Here is a 25,539-nt window from a genome sequence, read left to right as displayed (position 1 = left end):
CCAAACTCTCGTCAAGTGTGAGCCCAGCAGACAAGCTGAGTGACTTCTGCTCTCTTAGCGGTCTTCTTGTAGACAGTGTAGCCGTCAGACAGTAGATATCCAATGAAGTTCTTGAGCATACTTAGAATAGCCTTTTCCGCTCGGGTGTGCTGATAATCAAAGAGCACAGTGTTATCTAATGAGCCATTTTACTCCAACCCTGAGGTAAGCTTGATTTTCTTGCCTTACATAGCGCACTTTTCTCAGCATATTTTATATCTATAAAATTCATTTAAATTATTTGGTAGGCAACATTGGAACATGTGTATTTCACATGCTTTACTTATGTGTATCCTTAGGATACTTATTTCTCTAGGTAATAGCAGTTAGATTGATGTGATTTTTTATAAGCATTCTACTCAAGATTATCTATATTTAATAGTGTCTCCTTGAAATACTACCCTCACAAAATGTATGATAAATTAAGCCTTTTAGCAGTTTTTACCATGAAAAATGCTCTATTACTCTTCTTTTTGATACAATCATCCTGTTTGCTTGCACAGAGCCCGGCACTTCAGGTGCAGCAATTCCCTGAACAACGGTTTGAAGGAGGAGCACAAGCCTTTTATTCTCAGATAAGTCAAACTTTGCTATATCCCATAGAGGCACGTCAAGCAGGAAGAACGGGCACTGCTATAGTCGCTTTGACTGTAGAAACTGATGGTACTTATGAAAATATAGAGTTTTTAAACCCCCTGGGTTATGGCATAGAAGAAGCTATAGAAAATGCCTTTGAGAGTGTAGAAAACAACTGGCTTCCAGATACCTCTCATCTTACTCATACTCTCAAAATGCTCTTTCTTATCAGTTTCAATATTGAGGGTATCATAGCATTGAGGACACCTTATGATCAACGTCATTTTATGGAAGAAATATCTGTTGTAGGCTATGGGGAAAGACCTCCCAATCTTAGAAGAGAAAAGCTTATTGAAAAAATGTATAAACACTTTGAAAAAGAAAATTTTAAGAAGGCACTTTTCTATATCAACGAATTAATCCGACAGGATCCTTTTGAAAAGACTTGGCATTTGAACAGAGCCACAATTTATGCCAATCTGGGGCAAAATGATCAGGTTTGTGATACGCTTTACAAGCTACAGGAAATCCTGAGTGTTAAAATTACTGATGAACTAAAAGCACAGTATTGTCATGAGAGTTGAGACTAAAAATGATGATTTCTGAAAAGTTATTAGCAAGCATAATAACCTGATTATGAACTATCTATATGAATATTTTTGATAACTTTTTTTAGGATATAATCGCCAGTTCTAAGACTATTCTTAAAAACGAGCTTCAAATCCTATACGCAAAGTATTTAGTACTGGCCCTGGGGGTGGTAATAAAACCGGTTCAATATTCAGATAGTAGTTATCCACAATCTTTAATTTCATGCCTGCCAGTAAGGTTACTCCAGGCGCAACGGAATTATAGCTTCCTGAAGAGTTTTCATCTAGCTGTAATATTGGTGTGTCTGAGTTTCGTTTTCTGAATGTAGCTGTAGCATTGGGACCGGTTGTAGTTTGATAGACTAAGCGAGAGATTTGCAACCCTCCCCCTATATAGAACTTTACTCTTTGCTTATTAATGAAGTGATAAATAATATTGCTTTCTGCCCCCAGCCAAAAGTTTCATTAAAGACAGTAGACCTATCTACCTCCGAAATATCAAAATGATTAATAACAATTTCTATCCCTACTCTATTAGAAAGTTGTCGGCTCCATGCCCCATCAAAATAAGTTCCACTGGCAGTGTCCACTCTAAAAGCAGAAGTACCATACTCCACTCTGAGCCCGCTCTTTTTATATCCAAGCCCTTCTTGGGCATAGCCTACACATGGAACAATTACTAATACTAAAATTGCTAATCTCCTGAACACTATTGTGATAATTTACACTAATAAAATTATAGAAGCATTATATCATTACTAGTAATTGTACTTAAATATTAAGTGATTTCAAACATTTTTGTCAATTAATCCGTGAAATTATCATGGTACCCTTCGTAAAAAGCCCTTTTTGCACTTCTATTCATTTCTCAGACTATTCACAGGATTTACTTTGGCAGCATAGATACCTCTGGAGCAAACCGTGAGAAGTGTAACCATAAGTGCAGAGACAATGACAATCAGAGCTGGCAGTAGACTAAGCGGTGTCTGATAAGCAAAAGAGGATAACCATTGCTGAGCCAACCAGAAAGCAATGGGAGTAGCTACCACGCCAGCGATGCAAATCATGATAAGAAAGTCTTTTCCCAGCAGGTATACGATCTGACTTACTCTTGCTCCTAATACTTTCCGAATACCTATCTCTTTGGTGCGTTGTTCTGCCAGGAAAGAAGCCAAACCAAACAGCCCCAGGGTTGCTACCAGAATTGCAACCAATGAAGCATACAAAAGTGTTTTACCAAGCCGTTGCTGCTCAAGGTAAAGTTCAGAGAAATCTTCATCCAGAAATGAATAACGGAATGGATGCTCAGGTTCAATATTCTTCCAGAAACCTTCTATCACAGATATGGTACTGCCGATATCATCTGCACTCACTTTGATAGATGCATAGTAAGGTTGCCCTGTGTATCTGTAAGTTGCCCTGAAGGCCAGAGGGCTGATGCTATGCTTCAGGCTTTGGTAATGAAAATCCTTCACTACACCGATGATGGTTCCATAAGGCCTGTTGTAATCGCCACTGAATTTTATCTGATGCCCGATAGGGTCTTTGATATCAAACTCTTTGAGAAAAGCCTCATTCACCACATACGCATCCACTGTATCAGCAGAAAATTCCTTTGAAAAAAACCGGCCTTCAGTCATTTCCAAACCCAGGGTTTGGGCAAGGTCTGTATCAGTAAACAAAATATCCACGCTTTTGGAATCACTTATCCCTGATATGTCAAACCCATAATCAGAAATAGCTGTACCAGGCAGCGCGGTAGATGTACTTATGCTTTCTATTTTGGAGTTTTGGAGTAGCTGATGCTTAAGTGCAGCAATCCTCTTTCCACCATCTGCAGTGTTGATAGGTACTACCACAACCTGATCCTGCTGAAATCCCAGTTCTTTATTTTGCATATGCTCTACCTGCTGGTATATGATGAACATGAGAATAGCAGCCACCATGGCTCCGGAAAACTGAGTAATCACCAACGCATTTTGTAGCATTTTCCCTTTATTCTTGCGAAGAACCTTACCTTTCAACACTTCAGCAGGCTTATATGCGGATAAAAAGAAAGCAGGATAGCTACCTGATATTAGGCCTAAGAACAACACAGTAAGCAAGAGATAGGGAATTAGGTCCGTCAATATGTCTAAAGAGAAAGACAGTTCTCTGCCTATGATAAATTCAAAAGAAGGCAATAAAAGATCAGCCAGCAGTATTGCCAGGGGTAAAGTAAGCAGGGTTTGCAGCATGGCTTCCAAAAGAAACTGCCAAACCAGTGAGTGGCTGCTGGCTCCTGTTACTTTTCTTACGCCAACTTCTTTGGCTCTTTGACTGGCCTGTGCTGTGGCCAGATTCATATAGTTGATACTGGCAAGAATCAGGATTACCAAAGCTACCAGCGCAATGACATACATACTACTGATATTCCCTTTTCCTTGTAAAGGACCTGATACATCTGCCTGATTGAGGTGTATATCAGCCATGGGCTGTAACTTCCAGTTGGGAAACTTTTCATAGCTGATCCCCAAATCTGTTATTTCTTTCTGTATATACTGGTTTAGCCTATCTGTCATCTTGGTTTCCAGCAATTCCGTATCAGACTCAGGATTTAAGCTAACATAGGTAGCCGGGTTATTCCCTGTCCAGGAGGTGGAAGCAAAAAACTCCGGGGCTGTAAAGTAAATATCCACATCCAGGTGGGTATTACCCGCTGGGGGGGCTAACACTCCAGAAATCATAAGGTCTATCTCGCTGTTGATTCTGATGCTTTTTCCAACCGGGTTCTCATCCCCAAAAAACTTCTCAGCTGCCTGTTCACTCAGGATAACCGCATGTGCCAGATCCAGAGCCCATTTTTCATTTCCATACTTGAGCTTCAGGGGCAATACTTTGAGCAGGCTGCTATCGGTGAAAACCGTTTTTTGTGCATAAAAAGCTTTATCATCATAGGTAAGCAGCACATTTTCTCCTTCCACTATTCTTGTGGCATGCTGCACTTCAGGGAATTCATTCACCAAAGTTTCAGCCAAAGGAATCGGAGTATAAGAAGTCCCTCCTGAGTTACCCCATTGCCTGTATACCTTGTAAATATTTTTTTGATTGGGCATCCAAGCGTCATAACTCATTTCATGCCTAATGAAAAGGATGGCAAGTATTGCGATGGTGAGTGCTAAGGTAAGCCCCGTCAAATTTACTATTGAGTAAACTTTGCGTCTATAATAGTTTCTTAAAGCAACAGTGAGAAAATTTTTGAGCATGACTAAAAAATTAAGGTTAGCATAACTATCTACTGGAAATAACTATGCCAGTTGGGTTGAGATAGAAATTGAGCTGATTTCTAGTAAGTTAATTGTTTAAAAATGGACAATACTGACCGGTATCGGACACTTGAAAGTGATTCAATCTAACTGCACAGGTTTCAAATCTTTTGAAGATATAGACCATTTCTCATCATATAAGGAAGTGTAAGTGACTTTCATTTCCATTTTCGTATACACTTCATTCAAAACTTTTGCTGCAGTTGAATCATTGGAGTCTAAAAATGTAACACCTTCACCGGATGGAATTGCATATCCTGATATGATCTCGGTCATTCCAGTTTTAATGGGAATAGTAGCATAAACTCCCTTATATAAAAACTCCCCAACACTATGATACACTTTCCCTTCATACCTAATTTCTATTTCCTCTATAAAAGCTGGCCCTACACCATTATTAGAAATATAAATATTTGTTAGCGCTTGCTGATTATCATCATACCCAGTGAATTTATTAGTCATCAAGTAGGGCATCACACTTCGGTACTGCTGCTTTTGTATCAGATAATTCTGGTAAGCAAAGGTGACAAAGGTTCCCAGGCTAATGAACAAAGCAATCAGGCTAATAAGCTTATCGGATTTTCTCCATTTACTACCTTTAATCTTTCTTTTCTTTTTTAAAGAGACCTCCTTTTCAGTGAGACCATTTTCTGATTTTTCTTGAATCTCCATGCGTATTAAGTCAGTTGAAACTTCCTTAATATAAGGTATTTGATCAATACATTTTAAAAAAATATTATGCTTTAGAACGAGACAAGTCAATACCTTGTACTCCTAAAAAAAAAACTTTTAAACACAGCCTCTTCTACTATACTTTTCATAACGTAACAGGCTGGCATGATAAGTGAGATTATTCTTGCATCAGATGCAGAGATAGTGGGTGGAACTGGCTTGTCAAAGCTATAGAGAACCGAATGGAAAAAATGATGATGGTGGTTTCATCTGATCACTTTTTTTTAATCTTTTTATACCAACCTACATAACTATGAAACCTTCTTTGCTTCTCATCCTAGCGGTGTTTATTACTAGCTTATCCCCAGCACAAGATATTAATTTGGATACTATTTTGCATCATCATTTTGAGGCCATGGGAGGACAGCAGGCCTGGCAACAAATTAAGACTTGCTACGCTGAACAGTCTTATTGGGCGATTCCTATTGATATGCCTCCCCATCGCAGATTCTTAGGCGACCAAATGCCAAAAAATCAAACGAACTATTATCAGTACCCTGATCAATTTCGAGGAAATGTGTATAGTGAAGGTGAACTTAGCACTGCCATTATCGTCAACCATGAAGAAGCCAAATTTTACAGCTATCGTTCTAAACATGAACTAGTATACCCAGAGTCTGATCTTGAGCGTGTCAAAGCAATACATGCATTTACTTTTTCAACTTATTTGTTAGGGCCTACTCCCCTACTTATTTCCGCCTATGAAGATAGTAGAGTGGTATATCAAGGTCAGATGGAGGCTTACGGTAAACTATGCCATAAATTGGTGATCACAAATGGATTACCCTTAGGAGGAAAGACTTTAATTTACATGGATGTTGAAACTTATCGGGTATATGCCCTTGTCCATGAGGAGAGAATAGACAGATACAAGATGTATGATGACTATCAGAAAGTAGACGGCTTATTCATTCCTCACAATATCAGTTCTTACCGGGAGGGCGAGCGTTACGAAGAATATACATTAGACAACATCAAGATTAACCAAACCCTAGAGGCCAGTTTATTTGCCCAGTGGTAAAAGGATGAAAACTTGAAAAGCTTTTACTTTCGCATTATAAATCAGATTAGGTTAGGTTATGTCTGAATGTAGATTGCATTTTCTTGGTTGCTAGATGGCTTAGTGCTTAGAAAACTATAGCAATCAAAGAGATCATCCTAAAAAGCTTATTAATATCCACTCTCCTACTCTAATTTATTAATTTGATTCAAAAATTTTAGTTACTAAATGCCCAAACCCAGCCCATTATTTATAGTACTAAATGGCCATAATGAGCATGAGTTTACAAATTTTGACCTTTTTGAAACGTACCTCTATATTTTGGTATTGAAAAGTCACAAACCATGATCAAAACCTGAAGATTCTATTTCGTTTGCCAGAACCTAGCTGCCAGGACTAGTTAAATTGAAAGAGCAGGAGACAATTTGGTAGTCTGGAGACTAAATCGTCTCAGAAGAACCTTTTGGAATTTGATTGAACTGGTGACCAGGTTGGAAATTGTAGGTATTGCATTTAAGAGCTTTCAGGAATCTATTGATACTACTGGGTCGCCCTGACTACTTCCGGATGAAAGCTCAATTTTAGGGGGTGCCCAGTCTTTGTTCTGGACTTTTGCTGAATTTGAAAGAAGTTCTCCTCTCAGTACTTAATCCGGTGAAAAACTCAGGATGGCTTATTGTCAGCAAGAGTTACATGAGGAATGGGTGTCCGTCCTCTTGTACTTGATAAAAAGAAGCAAAAGTTACTCGTCAAACTTTACCATGATAAAGATCATAGTATTTCTGAAATCCCGGAGATGTTATAAATGTGTAACATCTCTAAGTATACTCTTTACAAGATCGTGCGTAAAAACCTAGCTGAAGAGAAAAATTCATGATATTTGCTCAGATGGAAAGACATATTGACAAGTAGAATTTGCACATGTACTTATCTTCTCTCACACTGCCCTACACTGCACAGCAAATCTTATCAATAATCCTTTATTTATCATTATTGCTATAATGGTCATCGTGACTCAAGCATAGATAAAAAGTTATTGAGTTAAGGAAAAATTTTCTCTTAGAGAAAGTAAAAATGACAGAAAAATATAGGTTCTCATATTCTAATATAATAATATTATAAAGCTATCCCACAGCTTTAATATTCAAACATAACTACTCTTTACTATGAGAAAAGCTCTAACCACATTGTTATTCTTCGTTATCACGGTAAGTGTTGCTTTTGCACAACGTACCGTTAGCGGAAAGGTCACCAGCGCCGATGATGGGTCTTCCTTGCCAGGCGTGAACGTGATTGTTAAGGGTACTCAGCAAGGTGCGGTCACAAACAGTGATGGTAATTATTCCATCAGCGTTCAAGATGATGCTACCTTAACATTTTCATTTATTGGATATGAGACCAAAGATGTTCCTGTCAATAATCAATCAGTAGTAGATGTTTCACTTGCTGTTAGTTCTCAACAATTAGGAGAAGTGATTGTCTCTGCTTACGGTATTGAGAAAGACAAAAGGAAAACCGGATATGCCGTAAGTACGATTGAATCCGCAGATATTAACCGAACAGCCGTACCAACGCTTGGCGCTTCTCTTTATGGCAGAGCACCCGGAGTTCAGATTCAGTCTACTCCTGGTGGAGCTACTTCTGGTATCAGTTTTAATATCAGAGGTTTTGCTTCTATTACAGGTAATACTCAGCCCTTGATTGTCCTTAATGGAGTACCCATCAGAAGTGGTGAGTTCAACAACGGTAGCTACTGGAACGATCAACGAATCAGAGGTAATGGTCTGAATGACCTGAACCCTGCTGATATTGAAGACATTACTATTCTAAAAGGAGCATCTGCAGCTGCGCTTTATGGTTCTGAAGCCAATAATGGTGTCGTGATGATCACCACCAAATCAGGAAAAGGAACACAGGGCCTTGGCGTAGAGGTTTTTACTTCCTATACGCATGACAGGATTGCTTACTTACCAAGGTATCAAAATGTAAGAGGTCCAGGACTACCACTATCCTGGACTGATGCTGGCCAGGGTCTTGATGGTTTTATCGATGACGGTGAAGGTAACCGGTATCTGATGAATGATTCACGAAATTATGGGCCAGTATTTGACGGTGAGCCAGTACGTGCCTGGACAGGCGAGATTGTTCCTTACACTGCTTCAAATAGTTCTTATGCAGACCTCTTTCAGAATGCAAATTCTCAAATGACCAATGTCGCCTTGTCTGCAGCGAATGAAAAGGCTAACATGAGACTTTCCTACACACGTCAGGATAACCAGATGATTAGTTTTGGATCTAAGAATGAGAGAAATGTCTTCAATCTGAATGCATCCTTTAACTTGGCTGAGTGGTCAAAGACGGATGTTTCCGTGCAGTACATCAACCAGTACACCAAGAACAGACCTTACAAAGTTGACCGAATGATCAACAATTTTACTGGTATGATGGACCGTTTTGAGCGAGCAGAATGGTACTTTGATAATTACCAAACCAGTCTAGGTTATCGGTTCAGAACAGGGACTCAGGAGAGTGCCACTCCTGATGAGAATATTATTTATCAACCATTTAGGGGTGATATTGCTGACTATGTATGGCGGGTAAACAGGGACCAGTCATTTGAAACCGATAACAGGGTTCTGGCCAGTATAACTCAGACTATCCAGTTCACTGATAATTTGAGTTTGAGAGGCCGACTAGCCAATGATTTCACTTCACAAACATTCCGGAATGAAAATGCTACAACTGTGCCTTTAGTAATAGGCAACTCTGGAGGTTTTAGTATTGATCAAAACAGATTAACCAACCTCTACGGAGACGCATTGCTTACTTATGATGGTGAGATCACGGAAGATTTGTCAATCACAGCCATGGCTGGATACTCAGCAAGAGTTGAAGAAGAAGTCTATCAGTCTTCCGGAACTAATGGCGGTCTGGCAACAGAGAACTTTTTTGATCTAAGCTCATCTTTAAACCAGGCAAATACTAGTTTGAGAAGAGTCAATCGTGTGAATGATGCCTACTTTGGAACAGTTACGTTTAACTTAAAAGATTTTCTGTATGTGGAAGGAACAGGAAGAAGAGATCGCTTCTCTACTATGAACCCGGATAACAATTCATTTTTTTATCCTTCAGTTAATTCCAGTTTTATATTCTCTGAGCTATTATCCCTACCTGCCAGTGTTTCATTCGCTAAGCTAAGAGCAAGTTATGGTGTGGTAGGTAACTACCCCGGTGTATACGAAGCCAATGTAGCCTACACGCAGAACACGCTCGGCGTACAGGCTTCTGGAGTTTCTCCGCTGTACACCTTTATCCCGGGAGGCACATTTGGAAATGATCTCATCAGACCGGAACAGAAGTATGAATTTGAAATTGGTTTAGAAGGAAGATTCTTGAACAACAGAATAGGGTTTGACTTCGCTTACTACAATGCCCAAATCAGGGATCAGATACTTCCTCTAGATATTGCTCAAAGTACAGGTGCCGGAGCTATCCTGACCAACATTGGTACTCTAAGGAACCAGGGAATGGAGTTAGCGATTGATGCTCAAGTAATCAACAATGGTGCTTTTAACTGGGATGTCATGTTGAACCTGGCCAGAAATACCAACGAAGTAGAAAAACTGGCAAATAATTCAACCGAACTCATTCACGCGAACTATGATGGTAACGCGGCTGAGGTACGTTCAGTAGTAGGCCGTCCTATGGGAGACATCTATACACACCCGGTTGAAACAGATGACAATGGCAATAGGATTGTACAGGATAATGGATTATATCAGCTGGATGGAGATGAGTGGATCAACTCAGGAAACGCTATGCCCGATGTGATAGGAGGTTTCATCAATAATATTTCGTATAAAGGATTCAATTTAAATGTTCTCATGGACTTTAGTTTTGGATCCAGCATCATGCCTACAGGTATATACTGGATGATCAGTCGTGGATTGCTTGAAGAAAGTCTGAATGGAATGAATGCTGAGCGTGGAGGTCTTACCTACTATATTGATGAAAACGGAAAAGGTGTTCAGATTGACGCGGCTACAGGGCCAAATGGACCAAACGGCGAAAATGTATACGAAGATGGTATATTGCTAGAAGGTGTGTTGCAAAGTGGAGAACCAAATACGAATGTGATTCCTCAGTCCCTGTATTATGCAAGTACATACAACTGGGGTGGTCCACAGTATGGATCATCCCGGTACGAGCTGTATGTTAACAAGAATAACTACATCAAGATGCGTGAGCTCTCTTTAGGGTACACGATTCCCAGATCTATTTCTGAGAAGATTGGTGCAAGGGACTTGACTGTTTCAGTTTTTGGTAGAAACCTGTTCTTTCTGCACAGAACGATCAAAGATCTGGATCCCGAGCAAACTACTGCAGGAACCCGGTGGTATCAAAACATCAATACTGCTGGTAACAATCCGGCATTTAGATCTATGGGATTCACATTACGTGCCAGCTTCTAATTATGAACATTTTAATTTGCATAAAATTAGTCCCGAAAGCATCAGGGAAAAATTTTATGCAAACATTAAATAAAAGACTATATAGACATGAAAAAAATATTATTAGTAACAGTAATCATTTTCTCAGTCCTTTTTTCCTGTACCGAAACGGATTTTGAGGAGGCATATGTAGATCCTGGTAAGCTGGCAAATACTTCAATTGACCGCCAGTTCACAGGTTTTTTATTCCAAAATAGGGAATATGTTTTAAAACAATATTGGAATTATTTTGTCGTGCTAAGAACCAGTTTAAACCGCTATATGCAGATAATCGGTTGGGAAAATGAACCCAATCAATATATACCTCCATCGTCTGGTTCTGATGCGGTCTGGAGCAATTACTACGGGACTTTGTTTCAGTTTAGAGAGCTTGAAAAAATCTACAATAACTCAACAGAAACTGAGCAGGCCAACAAGAAAATCTTTATGCTGGCTGCTAAGGTTTACATGTATGATTATACCCAGCGAATCACTGACCTGTATGGTGCAATTCCATTCCTGGAAGCTGGAAAACTAAGCCAAAATAATGGTGATTATGTGGCTTCGTTAGCGGAATTTGACGATCCCAGCACTATCTACACTTATATGTTGGATGAATTGGCTACTATCGCTGATGACATGAATGCTGTGGACTTGGCTGCTACTGTTCAGTCTTCCTTTACCATTCAGGACTATGTGAACGATGGTGATGTTGATAGCTGGCGTAGGTATTGCAACTCTCTTCGGTTACGAATGCTCACCAGGGTTCAGGATGTTCCTGAATTCAGTACTCGTGCAAGTTCTGAAATTGGTCAGATATTAGGTAATCCTGCGAATTACCCGGTAGTTGAGAACAATGATCAGAACATTCAGATTGATGTTGTGGATTTTGGGACACCCATTAATTCAAATTTAACTACACTTGAGAATGATGCCGAAGGATGGTATTCAAGCTTTGCGGGACAAACCTTTCTCGATCAGATGGTCAGTACAGGCGATCCCCGATTACCATATATCTGGGAACCGGGAGAAAATGCTGAAGGGGATTATAACGGAATTGATCAGCTTGCTGATGCTGTTGATATAGCTAATGAGGTAAGTGAAGGTTTAATTGCGCAGTTTAACAGAGGTACATACGCCAGGAATCGGTATTTTCCGGGACTGATTATTAATGCTGCTGAAGTTGACTTGTATAAGGCAGAATACTATTTGAAGTCAGGTGATGATGCCATGGCCAAAGCCTCATATGAGATGTCTGTCATTAATTCAGTAGATCATTACGTAAGGATCAGAGCTGTAACTAATGATCCCGGCCCTGCTCCTGCACCCACAACGCCAACTGCTGAAGACATATCCACCTATCTGGCTGGAGCTGAAGTAAACTGGGATGCCGCTACTACAAGTGATGAAAAACTTGAACTTATCGCCACGCAAAAGTGGGTTCACTACAACATCATTCAACCTTATGAAAATTGGGCAGAGTTTAGACGTTTGGATAAAATTGATTTGGTGTTTCAACCTGATAATAACAATATTCAAACTTTACCTCCAGTTCGTTTCAATATTCCTGGTACTGAACAAACTTTCAATGAAGCAAATTATGCCAGAATAGCTGCTGATGACGATTTAAATAATCCGCTGTTTTGGGATCTAAACTGATATAATCTCAATTACTGTAAAAATATAAGTCATCCTAAATTTTGAATTTCGGGGTTTAGACATATGTAACAGAGGATAGCAATAGAATAAGGTAACCCATCCTACAGGGAGCGGTGTAGAAGCATTTCTGCTCCGCTTTCCTATTCTATAGCAACCTAACAACCAATGCGAGTGGAGGACTACAATGAACTGTACTTTTTCTTTCGGTTATCTATTTTCATGCTCAGAGCAGCAAGAAAACGAACCAATTCTTGCCAGGCTTGAGGTTGAATGATATTCATGTTGCACAACTATTACAAGAAAAAGGAAAAAGGTTTATCTAGTATATTCCAACCCTTATTCTAAGCTCTGTAAATACTCTCAACCAAGTTATTTACAAAATCCAATCTGTTTAACCGGATACCTGAGCACTATTTCTAAAGTGTAATAATTTGACTTATATCAAATGATTACCTCATTCAAAAAATGCCTTGGGGTATTCCACCATGCCCTTTACATCTGTCAGTGCGTTTTCTTTAAGCTCAATGGCCATGCAGTTTTCATACGGTACCTCAAAGGGCAGGCGAATATTAAATTGATTGGCTGGACGATAGCCAAAGCGAGGGTAGTAATCTGCATGTCCCAGTAGGATGACCGAAGAGAAACCCAACTGACGGGCCACGGCATGCGCTTCATTGATCAGTGCTCCTCCAATTCCCCGATTTCTAAATGAAGGAAGCACCGATACGGGTGCAAGGGCGAGTGAGAGATGTTTATCTTTTTGATAGACCACTTTAATTTTCGTAAGTAAAATATGCCCTACCAGCTGATCATCTCTTTCAGCGACTAGGGAGAGCTCAGGCACATAAGCCTCTGATTTTCTCAGCCTTTCCACCAGGTGATGCTCCTGTTGGTCAGAATGAGGTTCATGCTGGAAAGCCAACCTGATCAACTCATACACTTGCGAATGGTCCTTTTCTGTTTCCTGCCTGATGAAAAGATTTTTCATTATTTGTCTTGTGATTATAGCAATATGAGTTCAAATCCGCCAGGGTGGATTGAGGCGATTGTCCCCGGCCCAATAGAGAACCACCTGGTTACCGTCAGGGTCTTTAAGCCGGGCTTCCCGCCAGAGCCATCTTTTGTCAGTGGGCATTTCGTTAACCAGTATACCTTCAGCAACTAACAGTCTGACATGCTCATCCAGATTTTCCAACTCAAAATATACATAAATGCCCTCACCTTCAGCTATGCTTTCTACCTGGTGAATGGAGAAGGTGGTATCTCCTTCCGGACAGGTAAAGCGCGCATAGTGAGGCAATGCCTCTACGATAAGATTAAGATCTAGTTTTTGATAAAAAGGCACTGATTTACCCAGATCAAGGGAAGGTATGGTGACTTGGTTGAGGTTCATAAATTTAATGGTTATATCAAAGCATGTTCATTAGCTACAGCAAAGGCTCTTACAGGAAATGTGCCCATTCCTAAAATTTTGGGTGGTGCAGCATGAAATACAAAGTGTTTAAACTTTGTCAATTCCGACAGATTAGTCAAATGCTCAACAATAGGAATACCTTCACCTAGCAGAATAGTATGCACAGGTCGTTGATTGCCTAAAGTGTCATCTATATTGTGGGAATCAATACCTACCATAGTTACTTTCTGCTGACTTAAATAGGTTGCTACATGAGTAAGGTAAGGGTGTGCTTCAAAATATGAATCAGTGCCCCAATGCCGCGACCAATTCGTAAATATTAGGACAGCCTTTTCCTTAACTTCATAACCATCAAAGACTTCTTTTCCAATTGCTTTCCGATCCAAACCAGATACATCTATACATACACCATTGAGATTGACCAGACGCTCAATGCTTACTTGCGCCAAGTCTTCACCTTCAGCGAAGCGATGAAACGGCACATCAATGTAAGTGCCAGTGTTGGAAACCATTTCAATCTTTCCTATTTGAAAAGTGGTACCTTCCTGGTAATATTTTTCTGATTCTTTGCGTGAAAGATAGTCACATATGATGGGAGCAGGCAAGCCTTTGTAAGTGATCGTCTGCTCATCAATTACGTGACTTAAATCAATTATTTTTTCAATCATCTTACGATAAGGTTCAGATAATTCGTTTTTCGTATCAAATCCACATTTTACATTCTGATACCTATACCAATGTATCAAATAACTACTTATCTGGCTATAAACCATTCTTCATATTTCTTCATTATGCATCTTGAATGACCTTAAAGTTTTTCCAGGAAAAGGGAAGCTTTTGATGCCTGAGGTAGAATGTAAAATAAATTGATAGAAAAATAGTCAGTAAGCGTGTCACATTTGCTACCGTATTGCCAGCGGCTCCCGGACTTACTTCAAATAGTAACCAGGAAAAATTCATCAGCATATGCAGGAAATATGGAATGTAAAGATTGTAGTTCCATTTTACATACAGCCAGGAAAACCAGACTGCTCCTATGAAGGTGATTGAAAAGGTCTTGATGGCTCCGGTTAGGTCATGTGCCTGGTACAGATGCGACAGTCCAAATACAATCCCGTTGATAAGTACGGCCGGCCAGAATGGCCAGCGGCAGAATCCGAACAAAGCACCAAACACCAAGGCTCTGAAGGCCAGTTCTTCAAAAAAAGCAGGCAATAGAACTTGATTGAAAATTGCTATCACATCCAGTGCCAGGTTCATCTCAAAGTAGAAAGGAAAAATAATGAACATAGGCAGCACACACGCAAAAGCAAAACTTTTTGCTAAAGAATGACGCATCCCCAGCAGTATTGGCAGGTGTTTCCAGAAAAGCAAACATCCTACCAGCAATAGCACGCTGTAATCCAGAAGTCTCCACAGGAAGCCTTTCAGGTAAACATTTTCAGGAAGGGTTTCTAAAGAAAAAGAAAGCGCATTCAGGATATCAATGGAAAAGTAGGTGACCAGCAAAGCTGTCACTACCATGACACTCTTAAAAACTATAATTCTGTTCATAAAATAAAGTAAAGTGTAGACGCAACTGCCAATGATTTTAAAAACTGAAACGCTTCATAGAGAATTGTACCTTCTGGATTTCAAAATACCTTTTCATCAAGGCGGTTACCGACCACCACCATACCGGATACACACAAACCAGGTGATTGGCATTGATAATCTGTTCCTGAGTCTACACCAAGTCTGGCTCTGTCTCAGTTCTTTGGCGATAGCCGAACCTGAGATTTGGATTTAAACTCAGCTTATTATTATTGATTATTTCCACATCAGGGTGGTTAAAAAGTACGCCTTCTAATTAAGCTGGACTTAATGCAGACTTGTAGCTTTCTGGATCAGGATGCCCATAGATTACTGGAATATTCTTTTTCATTACTTGCAGCTTACAGTTCTTCAGCTTGGTTGACACAACCCTATGCATTTCCATAATCCATTTTCTGCTTTTCCTGGCTTGATGGAGCTAAAATCTGCTCAAGTAGCTTATTCAACATTTTAGACTGGTCAAGAGGAATATAATGTCCACAGTTTTCCAGAAAATAGGCAGGCACCTCTGTGTTTTCTTCATGGATGCGCTGCATATGGGCAAAGCACAAAGGATCTTTACGTCCAATGATCAGGTACTTATCAATAGTCAACGTCTTAAAAGTACTGGCTAGCTTACTTACCTGCTTTCTACCTTCTTTATCCAAAGGCTCAATAATCGTTTTGCGACGGATTGCATGCGGCCAGGCTTCATGTCCTTTTAACATTTCACAGGCTGATTGCAGACTATCTTTTTGCTTGTTTTTGAGCAGATTCAGCACCAGGCTGCTCAATCCAAAGTCGCTCAACTGGATACGATTGATGAGCGGTAAGTTGAAAACAAAGTGTCCTAACTTATCAAGTGGCGTCTGGAAATTATAAAAAAGGGTATTTAGCATGATAAGAGAATTGACTCTATCCTGATGATCGCTGGCCCACAACAGGGCAGCAGGACCACCAATGTCATGGGCTATAATTGTAAGTTTTTCTTCATGAGGAAGCATCTGTTCAACAAGATTGTCCAGAATTTCTACCATACTGGCCAGAGAGTATTGATGAGCTTTGGGCTTATCCGAATTCCCAAAGCCTAGCCAGTCCGGGGTGATGACCTTATATTTATCTTTGAGAAAATCTCGCTGGGCTTTCCAAAGGTGGGAATTGCTGGGCCACCCATGCAACATCAAAACTACTTCTCCTCCTTCCCCTTCTAGATGTACATGTACCTGGTAACTTTTATAGCTTATTTTGCGGATCATATCAATGTGGTAGATGGTGTATCCCGTAAAGTTGATCTACTGGTCAGTAAAACCCTTTGACATTTATCAAAAAAAATCATCGTGCAGCCGCCCTGACACGACTAAGGGTTTCTTGTGTGATTCCCAGGTAAGAAGCAATGTGACCAAGACTGACCCGCTGGACAATATCAGGACTTTGAAGGACAAGCGCCTCATAACGCTCTTGTGCGCTGTAGAACATTAGCATTTCAACCCGATCCACAAGGTCCATGTAGAGCTCTTCTACAAACAACCTGGCAGTGTGCTCATAATGAGGGTGTTGCTCCAGGTAGTTTTCCAACTCATTACGAGTCATAGTATACACTGTAGTGTCTTCAAGCACTTCCAGGTTGTAGCGGCTGGGGCGATTAAAGATGAAGCTATCGGCTGCCGAAATCACCCCCATGTCAATGGCAAAGTGGGCAGTGATGTCTTTTCCATCTTTAAGATAGAAGGACCTTATAACACCTTTAGTAACAAAATAGATGTGCTTGCAGACCGTCTGTTGACGGTGTAACATGAAACCTTTAGGATAGTGCTCCTCGCTCAAAACACCAGAAAAGTCGTGCAGTACTTGTTTGATAATTTCTTTCAAGGGCTAGAATAAACCTTTACGCTCATTTAAAATTCTGCTGATCTCATTACCCTGGAAGCAAAAAGAAGATTTACCTTGCAAAAGTATTGTATCACCGGATTTCATATGTACATAGATATCAACAGCTACTACAACAATATAGTCAATGCAGGCGAAGACCAAATAAGCGCCAACCAAAATATCTGAAATATTTTGCTCCCGCTCACTAAAGATCTCTTTGGCTTTTTGAGCCTGCCCTTTGAACGCCATTAGGCCTCCAAGTCCACTTCTCTATCAGATACATTCCGAAAAACCAAATCTTCATTCATATACAGGCACATGAATTCTATGTAGAATGCATTATAAGCCTTAAAATAATTGACATTAATAAAATTAAACTGTACATACTTACCTAACTATTCCGGGAAATAACACTCCATCTTTAGGCTTGAACTCAAGCCGTAAAAGATAGGCTACTATGGGTGCAATATCTTCCAGTCCGATTGTAGGAACTTGCTTTCGGTTTGAGATTCCAGCTCCCCAAGTGACAAAACCAGTCTCTATTTCCTTGAAATCCGGATAAAAACCATGTGTACCACCACTCGCCGATCTTAGGACTTCTCCAGAGGTTGAGGAGGACATGTTGATACCAGGTACAGGAGCCAAAGCTAACACAGCATTGGGATCTGCTCCTACTTCATCTAGTTCTTCTCTATCTACTACTCTGAACAACTTCTGGTATTTGTCTGGCAGTTCGTACAAAATCGTTTTTACCTGCTCTATGGTTTGCTGTTCATCAGGATTTTTGAGATGTAGAAATGCTGAAGCGCCTGAGGTATGAAAAGCCGCTTTCCATTCTCCCCGGTCCTTCCTATCTTCCAGAAGACCAGCTTCAACCAGCCACACATTTGGTGCTATTGTAGTGTGAATGTCTACGAACCCATGATCTCCGGTAATGATAAAGGTAGTTTTGTCCAGAATATCTGCCCGCTCCGCTGCTTCTTTGATCTTTCCGATTGCCCGGTCAATGGCGCCAATCGCAAGATGTACTTTTTCTCCTTCCCTACCCTGCTCATGCTGAAAATGGTCAGCCGCTATCAAATGAACAGTTATCAGGTTGGGTTTATAGTTTTCCAGTACATAGGCAGCCATTTCTCCTATTCTGTCTTCACGGTTTAAATAATCACCATTGAATGTGCGCTCGTTGATCTCTCCCAGTACTTCTTTTTCCATTTCTTCCAAAAAACCCTCCGGTGTCTGATGGTCACGCATCGGCTGAATTCTACCGTAGCCTTCTTCCAGCGACCATACTTCAGGGATATTGTAGTCAATGGGTGCCCCGACAGATACCGGCCAGATGAAACTTGCGCTTTTCAAACCTGCCTCTCTTACAGCGTCCCATAAGGTTGGTACTTGGATCAGTTCACTTTCCCAGTACCATCTACCCGTCTGTCCTTCAGCCTCAAATGGAGCATTATAATATATTCCATGATCAATAGGCTTTGCCCCGGTGATCATTGTGGTATGAGAAGGATAGGTTACAGAAGGAAAAACTCCTCTAACGCCTGAGGCAGACACCCCATCCTGAGCCATTTGCTTTAGATTAGGAGCAGGCCATTTTTCTTCCTGATAAAATTCAGGACGAAAACCATCTACTGAAATGAGCACCACATGCTCTGATGGGGTAGATTGACCAAAAGCAAACAGTTTTGTAAGGCTCAATATTACAATAAAAAAGTATTTGTTCATGATATGTCTTTTTGCCTAATGAGTTATTATAAAATGAAGAAAGCCTCAGCAACCCGAGGCTTTCTCTTATATTATTCTTAGAAACTATACCGCACCCCAAGTTGAAGTCTCCAGGGTGTACCATTGATAGGTTTTGTACCTACCCCACTCTGCACACTGTACTGATAGCTCTGGCTCTCCTGATCAAAACCGTTTATCTGTAATAGGTTTCGACTGCTGCTTAGGTTATTATCAGCGCCCCACTCTTCGTTAAGGAAATTAGTGAAGTTGAACATGTCAGCAGTAAATTCAAGGGAATGATCTCCCGCCAGTGATATGCTCTTGATGATTCTTAGATCCATGGTGGCGAAGAAAGGGTTGACCCCGGCATTTCGGTCTGCAATCCGACCAAAGTTATCTCTAAGGTAGTCTTTGGTGCTTTGAGAAGTTTCCGGATCATCCAGCACACTCAGGATACCTTCTCTTATGTTTTCAGGCGTGGAGGGATCATTGGGGTCATATACATAGGCCAAGTCATTTCTTAGGTTGAAATCTCCATTTAAGCTGCTACCTGTCCCTGATACAAGAAAAGAGTAGCGTGTTCCACCAATTCCTATGACAGTTGCCCCTACATTAAATCCGTAGAATGAAGGGCTTAAAAAGTTAACGACTAGCTTGTTGTCAAAATGATTATCAGAAAAACCCCAGTTCAGAGCACGAGGATCATCTTTCACCGGTAGGAAAGTAGAGGTATTGGCTACACAGCAGTTGTAAGATGAATTATCCCGCGAACGATTCCAGGTGTAACTTGCCTGTAAGCTACCATCTTTTCCGATTCTGTAGTTAAAATCCAGTACCAGAGCCATCTGATTAACTTCACCCTCTGAAGTAAGCTCCAATACGCGGCCTACCTGATCAGATTTACGAGAATCCAGCCAATTGTTCCGGCCCATCTCATCTATGGTATTGGCCGGTACAAACACGCCACGATTATCTTCTCCTTCAATACGGAAGTAAGGATCATCCACCAGGTTACGCTCCTGGTACACATAGTTATTCCAGGTACGACTAATAAGCCCGTTTACTGTTACACTCAGGCGATCACCGAACAGGCGGGTATAGCTTAGGTTGGCCTTGAAAGTAGAAGGCACTTCAAAGTCATCACTTACAGCATTGATGGTAGAAATCACATCAGCACCCTCAGGTATACCGGGTGCACTCCCTGGATTCTGGCGGTATTCCACAAAATTTGGTTCGGGAACCTGATCTCCACTGACATCTACTGCTCCCAAGAGCACACCACTATTCTGGATATTATTCACCTGCGCATAGTAGTGAGGTTGGGCAGAAAAAATACCCCCACCGAATTTGATAAAATCAACCCCTCTTCCTTTCACATCCCAGGTAGTCTGAAAACGAGGCTGGATGTTATTCCAATCTACAATCTTATTATCCGTACGGATTCCCAATTCATTGTCTACGGTAGGATTGTAAGCTGCATCATCCAGAAAAGCAGTCACATCATAGCGTACTCCCAACATAGCATTCACATTAGGAAAAGGGTCAAATTCTACCTGTCCGAAGAGTGACATATCCAGCACAGTTTGTTTCACAATGGGCAGGCCCTGAAGAGGGACTTCACGCGCATAACGAGAGGGATTCATATTCTCAAAATCCTCTAGACTGGAAAAGAAGAATCGTCCGTTTTGCTCATTAGAAAGCAAGGTTTCCAGGTAGGTGATCATATTGTCGGTACCCAGGGTGAAGTTGAACTTTCCTGCCTGAAGGTAAGTGGTATTTACGATTTGAAACTGTTGCTCCAGATTGGTCTCCGGAGTGAATCGCTGTCCACCAATTTGTACTTCTCTGGTACGGGTGGCGTCGGGGTCATTTTCTGTAGGAAAAGGAGAAGTAACATTGACAATGGCCCGAGGAATATTACTGAAAGGAAGCTGAGCGTTAGGGGCAAAAGCGCGCTCCGCCCTCTGGTACTGCACCTTTAACTCATTGGTAAGCTTTGGATTCAGGTTTGATCTCAACGAAAGCAGTAAACTATTTTCATTGGAGTCAAAACTACCTACTGTTTCTGCCAATTCTATATCCGCGTTATCAAAAACACTAAGGGGGTTATCCCAACTGGTGTAGTTGTTTCTTAGCGTAAGTTTATGTTTGCTGTTTAATTGCCAGTCAACTCTGGCAAAAAGCGTATTGGCTACTGTGGTACGAGAAAATTCACCTACCTGTTGCTCATCGGATACGCCATACTGCTCACGGGCAATATTTATGAACTTTTGTAAGGTATCCTGACGTATTCCCAGGCGACTCTCATCAGCTTCGTTATTGATGTCTGTAATAAACACCGGCTCCCCTGCATCCTGTCGGTCATAAGCTACAAAGAAATGCATCTTATCTTTGATGATTGGCCCACCCAGGCTAAATCCCCACTGGTAGTTGTAAAAATCCTGATCACGTTCGTTATCCCTTATATCTACCTGACTGGCAAGGGCATCGTTACGATGATATACAAAAGCACTTCCTTCAAATTCGTTGGTACCTGATTTTGTCACTGCGTTCAAAGCTCCACCGGCCTGGCGACCTTGTGTGACATCATAAACGTTAGTAGCAACTTCAAACTCTCTGATTGCTTCTATAGAAACTGTGTAGGGGCCTCGTCCTATTTCTCCGGCAGTAAGCTGGTTACGGGCATTTACGCCGTCCACTGTTACATTGGTTGAGGTGCGCCGCTGGCCACCGAGATTGATACTGCCTCCTCCTTGTAATGGTGACAGGCTGGTAAGCCCGGTAAAGTTACGACCTTCAATAGGTAGCTTTTCTATACGAGCAGCATTGATGGCTAATGCATTTCCTTCTCTCTGAACACGTGACCTGAGATCCTGATCGGTAATGATAACTTCACTTAATTCATTTGCTGTTTCACTCAAAGTAAAATCAAGCACGATCTGATCTCCTTGATTCAGGGTAAAACCTGATTTTTTAGTATCACTAAACCCTACAAATGAAGCAATAACAGTATAAGGTCCACCCAGGGGTAGCTGCTTAATATCGTACTTACCGTTTATATTGGTAACCGTTCCTGTTTCAAAACCAGTGGATTGATTTTTTACCATCACCGTAGCACCTGGCAATGGCTCTCCATCTGTATCACTGATGGTTCCTGTAACAGATGCGTCAGTGGATTGGGCAACACTTATGTTGCTGAACCACAACAACATACATCCCAAGATAATGATTAGTAAAGATTGATTCCTCATAGTTTATTGGTTTTAATTTTCCGCAAAACTAGAGGGAGCTTATGGAGTAGAAATGTTAAAATTTAACAGTTAAGTCTTCTTAACTGCTTCTTCATATTTTGTTAACTTGAAGCAGGGTTTACTTTAAATTTATTTAACTTCTTATATTTCCTTTTCTCTGATTGATTCCTTTATTAAGCGAGCAGCAGACTGGCGACTCAGACCACTCAGATCAGCAATATCCTGATAGCTAAGCAATTCAATCAACTCATAAGTTTTATCATTTCTGTCAGTAACTTTTTCATAAAGCATAGGAAGTAAATGACTGATTCTTCCTTGAGGCTTTTCTGATGCGATCCGAAAAAGCCTGGATTCAGCCCTGTACCAGCGAAGCGTTGAGATTTCATGAAACCAATTTGCAATTTCTATATCAGATTGTATCAACTTTTTGAAGATATCAACTTTTATCTCAATAAGAGAGGTATTTACAAGTGCTTTTGCATATTCATTAAAAAAATCACCCTCCAGATACTTGAGGTTACCAAAAAACTCTGAAGGAAATATACAATCAAACATCACCTCTTTACCCGTAGATGAATAACTACCAATTTTGATTAGACCATTCTTAATAATATAAATATTGATACTAAGGTCATCTGGCAGATATACAAAGTCTCCTTTTGAATAAGGATTAAGGATTTTTTGTGAATAATTTAAAATTTTATTTGGTATTTCAGGGGCTTTGAACATGCTAAGAAATAATTTTTGATAGTAATTAACTCAAAAATATTACGTCAAAGCCTGGCTTATCATACTTGAATATTAAGTTTTTGTTATCATCTAGTCAACGATCTGTATTGTCAAATTAATTTTGACATGTTCTTCATGAAATTTGACCTCGCCTGTATATCATACTTCCCATTTTAGCATCCCCACACTTTTCACTTTTTCCAAAAAGTACTCATACGCTTCTCAAAGCTAGTGAGAGCAGGCTGTAATCAAAAAGATTGGTGGCAATTGTAAAGCTTTTTGGGTAGAGTCAACTCAGACAAACTATGCCATTGAGAAGGGAAATTCTGCTTCAGAAGAGGGAGCATGGCGAATTGAAGTTTCTCCTCCTCAAGAAAAGCAAAAAGACCTTTTTTTCCACGCCATGGGAGTAACTAATGCTGAGAACGAAAAGCCTCTTGAATTCAAAAGTGTGGTATCACGAAATTTACAGGGCGTAAGCGTACTTGATTATGTCATTTACTTTAATACCGACTCAAACTTATTAAGCGAAGTAAAATTTGAGTTAACTCAAGATAAGCAAGGAGTATTTGTAGCGGGTCTCTCTCCCGGAAGTTGGGTGGTTGAAAAGGATGAAAATGAGATCTTAAAATTAGAAATTGACGCTCAAGCAAAATCTATCTACCTTCCAAAAGCAGATAAAGGAGAATATACATTAAGAGTTATTACATAGTTATCTGAACCATACAAAAAAGATTTGCTGATAATCTACTTAAACCATGAGTTTATTTACAGAGAGTTGTCTTTTATTTAGCTAAAGTTATTGTACTTGAAACTATTATTTTTAAACAAATTAGCTTCTTGCTCTGCTTTTTAAAATTATTATGATGGTTGTTAAGTTCAGACGCGCATTGTGTTATCAAAAGTTTTGATGAAGACTAAGCTGAAGCTGTCCTTTTGCCCAGGCAGCAGTAGTCTGTTTCATCCACCCTACCTGCAACCTGGAGGAGTTAGAAATACCATATCCAAGACCCAGGTAAGTGCGGTTTCTGTCAAAAAGCTGAACGCGCTGTCCATCCCCTACTTCCGTTTGCCCGTTAATGAATATCTCATTATACAACGCCAGATAAATTGCATTTTTTTCTAGTTTCATCTTATTCAGCGGTATGTTAAGAAAAAGATTGTAGCGATAGCGCGTCCGAAAGTCCTGGCTTTCTACCCAACGCTGCTCATAGCGGATGCGGTGTGTGAGGAAGAAACGCGAAGCTATCACTTGCGGAAAGAGCGCCTCCTGGTAGATTCTGTGTTCAGCAGTTATCTTATCATTCTCTCCAAAAGCACCTGTGCCGATATAAGCATAACCCATGGTAAATATGATATCATTGGATTCGGGACGATAAGTCACCCCAGTACGTAAGAGAAGTTGCTCCAGGTCAGCACCTACATTCCAAAAACGAAACTGATAATCACCCTGTACCCCCCACTGGCTCTCTTTGAATCTTTTTTGAAAAAAGTACATATACCAGGCACCCAACTGGTCTTCATCCGGGCCGGATTGGGCAAAGAGAGAATAACCAAAAAGGTTAACAACGATAAATACAAGAGTTTTTTTCATCATATAAAAATAAAGCCAGCCGATGACACTTCCACCGACTGGTCAAAAATATGTAGTTTTTATTATTTGCCAACAGAAAATCTGGGCAGACTAGCGATAGTTTCTTCAACAAACTCTACTTTACCTGAATCAAGGTCATATACAGCCCCTACAATCAGAATTTCTCCCTGATCAAACCTGCGGCTCAGTACTGGCTCCAGGCTACGCAACTCATTCACCTGCTTGATCACATTTTCACGAATGGCCAGCGCAAGACTTTCCTGATCATTGAGCCTGGCTTCTTTGGCAGCAAGGGCTGCTGGCTTGATGGCATTGATCAGTGTAACCACATGGCCGGGAGGATTGGCTGGCAACTTCATGGCAGCGTCTACCGCTCCGCAGGATTCATGGCCCAATACCACAATGAGCTTGGTGTTCAACACTTCGGTAGAATACTCAATGGTTCCGTAAGACGCCTCCGCCATGACCTGACCGGCTGTACGGGTAATAAATAAATCACCTACTCCCTGGTCAAAGATGATCTCATTGGGCACCCGACTATCCGCACAGCCAACGATAGTGGCAAAAGGCTTCTGACCGTTTCCGGCAGATTTCAGGTCTTCATCAGTCTGTCGGGGATATTTACTTTTATTCTCATAGAACCGTTTGTTACCAATAATAAGCTTTCTGAGCGCATAGTAGGGGTCTATGTTGGCGCTGTCCCTATCGGCGGAGTACTCACCCTCAGCGATCTTTAAATACTGACTGACATCAGGGGTCTGCTGGGAATAAGTTGCCTTGCTACCTAAAAACAGATATAATAAAAGGATTGAACATATATATTTGATTGTCATCTTTCGTTTGATTTAATTGTGATTGTGGGATTTAGTTAATTTCAGGGCTTTTTGTACCGACAAAAAGGGACTCCCTGCAAAAATTAAACTACATACCGGCTGAAAGCCCGGTAGATTTGGGTTCGTCTAAAGCCGACTAAAGAATTACGGCTCGTCAT

The 25,539-nt window shown here is 40.6% G+C and carries 23 protein-coding genes; 6 read left to right on the top strand and 17 right to left on the bottom strand.

Features of this window, described 5'->3' with window-relative positions:
- Positions 1-11: 11 nt before the first annotated feature.
- A complete protein-coding gene (locus tag WJR50_RS34330) occupies positions 12-167 on the bottom strand; it encodes an IS66 family transposase (protein ID WP_445223505.1) in 156 nt (51 codons plus the stop codon).
- Positions 168-485: 318 nt separating this feature from the next.
- Between WJR50_RS34330 and WJR50_RS30710 the strand changes: the two genes are divergently transcribed.
- Positions 486-1,199 (top strand): energy transducer TonB, encoded by a 714-nt coding sequence (locus tag WJR50_RS30710; RefSeq protein WP_341297161.1) that lies wholly within the window; start codon positions 486-488, stop codon positions 1,197-1,199.
- A 407-nt stretch (positions 1,200-1,606) separates the two neighbouring features.
- On the opposite strand, the gene WJR50_RS30705 is transcribed toward WJR50_RS30710, so the two are convergent.
- The 3 genes from WJR50_RS30705 to WJR50_RS30695 form a co-directional block, all read right to left on the bottom strand.
- A complete protein-coding gene (locus WJR50_RS30705) occupies positions 1,607-1,915 on the bottom strand; it encodes a hypothetical protein (RefSeq protein WP_341297160.1) in 309 nt (102 codons plus the stop codon).
- A gap of 147 nt (positions 1,916-2,062) precedes the next feature.
- Positions 2,063-4,450: an ABC transporter permease gene (locus WJR50_RS30700; RefSeq protein WP_341297159.1), complete on the bottom strand. Its 2,388-nt coding sequence runs from the start codon at positions 4,448-4,450 to the stop codon at positions 2,063-2,065.
- 141 nt (positions 4,451-4,591) lie between these two features.
- Positions 4,592-5,182, bottom strand: a complete 591-nt coding sequence (locus WJR50_RS30695) for a hypothetical protein (RefSeq protein ID WP_341297158.1) — start codon at positions 5,180-5,182, stop codon at positions 4,592-4,594.
- Between the two features lie 313 nt (positions 5,183-5,495).
- Between WJR50_RS30695 and WJR50_RS30690 the strand changes: the two genes are divergently transcribed.
- From WJR50_RS30690 to WJR50_RS30680, 4 genes are all read left to right on the top strand, one after another.
- Positions 5,496-6,263, top strand: a complete 768-nt coding sequence (locus tag WJR50_RS30690; RefSeq protein WP_341297157.1) for a hypothetical protein — start codon at positions 5,496-5,498, stop codon at positions 6,261-6,263.
- A 383-nt stretch (positions 6,264-6,646) separates the two neighbouring features.
- Complete coding sequence (locus WJR50_RS34325; protein ID WP_445223508.1) at positions 6,647-6,799, top strand: recombinase family protein; 153 nt, start codon at positions 6,647-6,649, stop codon at positions 6,797-6,799.
- A 609-nt stretch (positions 6,800-7,408) separates the two neighbouring features.
- A complete protein-coding gene (locus tag WJR50_RS30685) occupies positions 7,409-10,714 on the top strand; it encodes a SusC/RagA family TonB-linked outer membrane protein (protein ID WP_341297156.1) in 3,306 nt (1,101 codons plus the stop codon).
- Between the two features lie 87 nt (positions 10,715-10,801).
- Positions 10,802-12,391, top strand: coding sequence for a SusD/RagB family nutrient-binding outer membrane lipoprotein (locus tag WJR50_RS30680; RefSeq protein WP_341297155.1), 1,590 nt, complete (start codon positions 10,802-10,804; stop codon positions 12,389-12,391).
- 454 nt (positions 12,392-12,845) lie between these two features.
- On the opposite strand, the gene WJR50_RS30675 is transcribed toward WJR50_RS30680, so the two are convergent.
- From WJR50_RS30675 to WJR50_RS30630, 11 genes are all read right to left on the bottom strand, one after another.
- Positions 12,846-13,379, bottom strand: a complete 534-nt coding sequence (locus WJR50_RS30675) for a GNAT family N-acetyltransferase (protein WP_341297154.1) — start codon at positions 13,377-13,379, stop codon at positions 12,846-12,848.
- A gap of 30 nt (positions 13,380-13,409) precedes the next feature.
- Entirely contained in the window at positions 13,410-13,784 is a 375-nt protein-coding gene (locus tag WJR50_RS30670; RefSeq protein WP_341297153.1) for a VOC family protein, read from the bottom strand.
- Positions 13,785-13,795: 11 nt separating this feature from the next.
- Positions 13,796-14,473, bottom strand: a complete 678-nt coding sequence (locus tag WJR50_RS30665; RefSeq protein ID WP_341297152.1) for a cyclase family protein — start codon at positions 14,471-14,473, stop codon at positions 13,796-13,798.
- A 121-nt stretch (positions 14,474-14,594) separates the two neighbouring features.
- Positions 14,595-15,359 (bottom strand): CPBP family intramembrane glutamic endopeptidase, encoded by a 765-nt coding sequence (locus WJR50_RS30660; RefSeq protein WP_341297151.1) that lies wholly within the window; start codon positions 15,357-15,359, stop codon positions 14,595-14,597.
- Positions 15,360-15,396: 37 nt separating this feature from the next.
- Positions 15,397-15,516 (bottom strand): hypothetical protein, encoded by a 120-nt coding sequence (locus WJR50_RS34320; protein WP_445223507.1) that lies wholly within the window; start codon positions 15,514-15,516, stop codon positions 15,397-15,399.
- Between the two features lie 253 nt (positions 15,517-15,769).
- Positions 15,770-16,633, bottom strand: a complete 864-nt coding sequence (locus WJR50_RS30655; protein WP_341297150.1) for an alpha/beta fold hydrolase — start codon at positions 16,631-16,633, stop codon at positions 15,770-15,772.
- Between the two features lie 76 nt (positions 16,634-16,709).
- On the bottom strand, positions 16,710-17,201 hold the full coding sequence (locus tag WJR50_RS30650) for a Crp/Fnr family transcriptional regulator (protein WP_341297149.1): 492 nt from the start codon (positions 17,199-17,201) through the stop codon (positions 16,710-16,712).
- 48 nt (positions 17,202-17,249) lie between these two features.
- A complete protein-coding gene (locus WJR50_RS30645; RefSeq protein ID WP_341297148.1) occupies positions 17,250-17,495 on the bottom strand; it encodes a hypothetical protein in 246 nt (81 codons plus the stop codon).
- Between the two features lie 138 nt (positions 17,496-17,633).
- On the bottom strand, positions 17,634-18,974 hold the full coding sequence (locus WJR50_RS30640) for an alkaline phosphatase family protein (protein WP_341297147.1): 1,341 nt from the start codon (positions 18,972-18,974) through the stop codon (positions 17,634-17,636).
- Between the two features lie 77 nt (positions 18,975-19,051).
- The gene (locus tag WJR50_RS30635; protein ID WP_341297146.1) at positions 19,052-22,225 is read right to left on the bottom strand and encodes a TonB-dependent receptor; all 3,174 of its coding nucleotides are present in this window, start codon (positions 22,223-22,225) and stop codon (positions 19,052-19,054) included.
- Positions 22,226-22,366: 141 nt separating this feature from the next.
- Positions 22,367-22,954, bottom strand: coding sequence for a Crp/Fnr family transcriptional regulator (locus WJR50_RS30630; protein ID WP_341297145.1), 588 nt, complete (start codon positions 22,952-22,954; stop codon positions 22,367-22,369).
- A 403-nt stretch (positions 22,955-23,357) separates the two neighbouring features.
- Between WJR50_RS30630 and WJR50_RS30625 the strand changes: the two genes are divergently transcribed.
- A complete protein-coding gene (locus WJR50_RS30625; protein WP_341297144.1) occupies positions 23,358-23,666 on the top strand; it encodes a hypothetical protein in 309 nt (102 codons plus the stop codon).
- 186 nt (positions 23,667-23,852) lie between these two features.
- Here WJR50_RS30625 and WJR50_RS30620 read toward each other — a convergent pair whose 3' ends face one another.
- On the bottom strand, positions 23,853-24,551 hold the full coding sequence (locus tag WJR50_RS30620; RefSeq protein ID WP_341297143.1) for a DUF2490 domain-containing protein: 699 nt from the start codon (positions 24,549-24,551) through the stop codon (positions 23,853-23,855).
- A gap of 59 nt (positions 24,552-24,610) precedes the next feature.
- Positions 24,611-25,381: a carbonic anhydrase gene (locus WJR50_RS30615; RefSeq protein WP_341297142.1), complete on the bottom strand. Its 771-nt coding sequence runs from the start codon at positions 25,379-25,381 to the stop codon at positions 24,611-24,613.
- Positions 25,382-25,539: the final 158 nt, after the last annotated feature.

It is taken from the genome of Catalinimonas locisalis (assembly GCF_038039535.1).
GTDB lineage: Bacteria > Bacteroidota > Bacteroidia > Cytophagales > Cyclobacteriaceae > Catalinimonas.
Note: the sequence above shows the minus strand (reverse complement) of the source record. Positions and strands in the feature narration are given on the sequence as shown.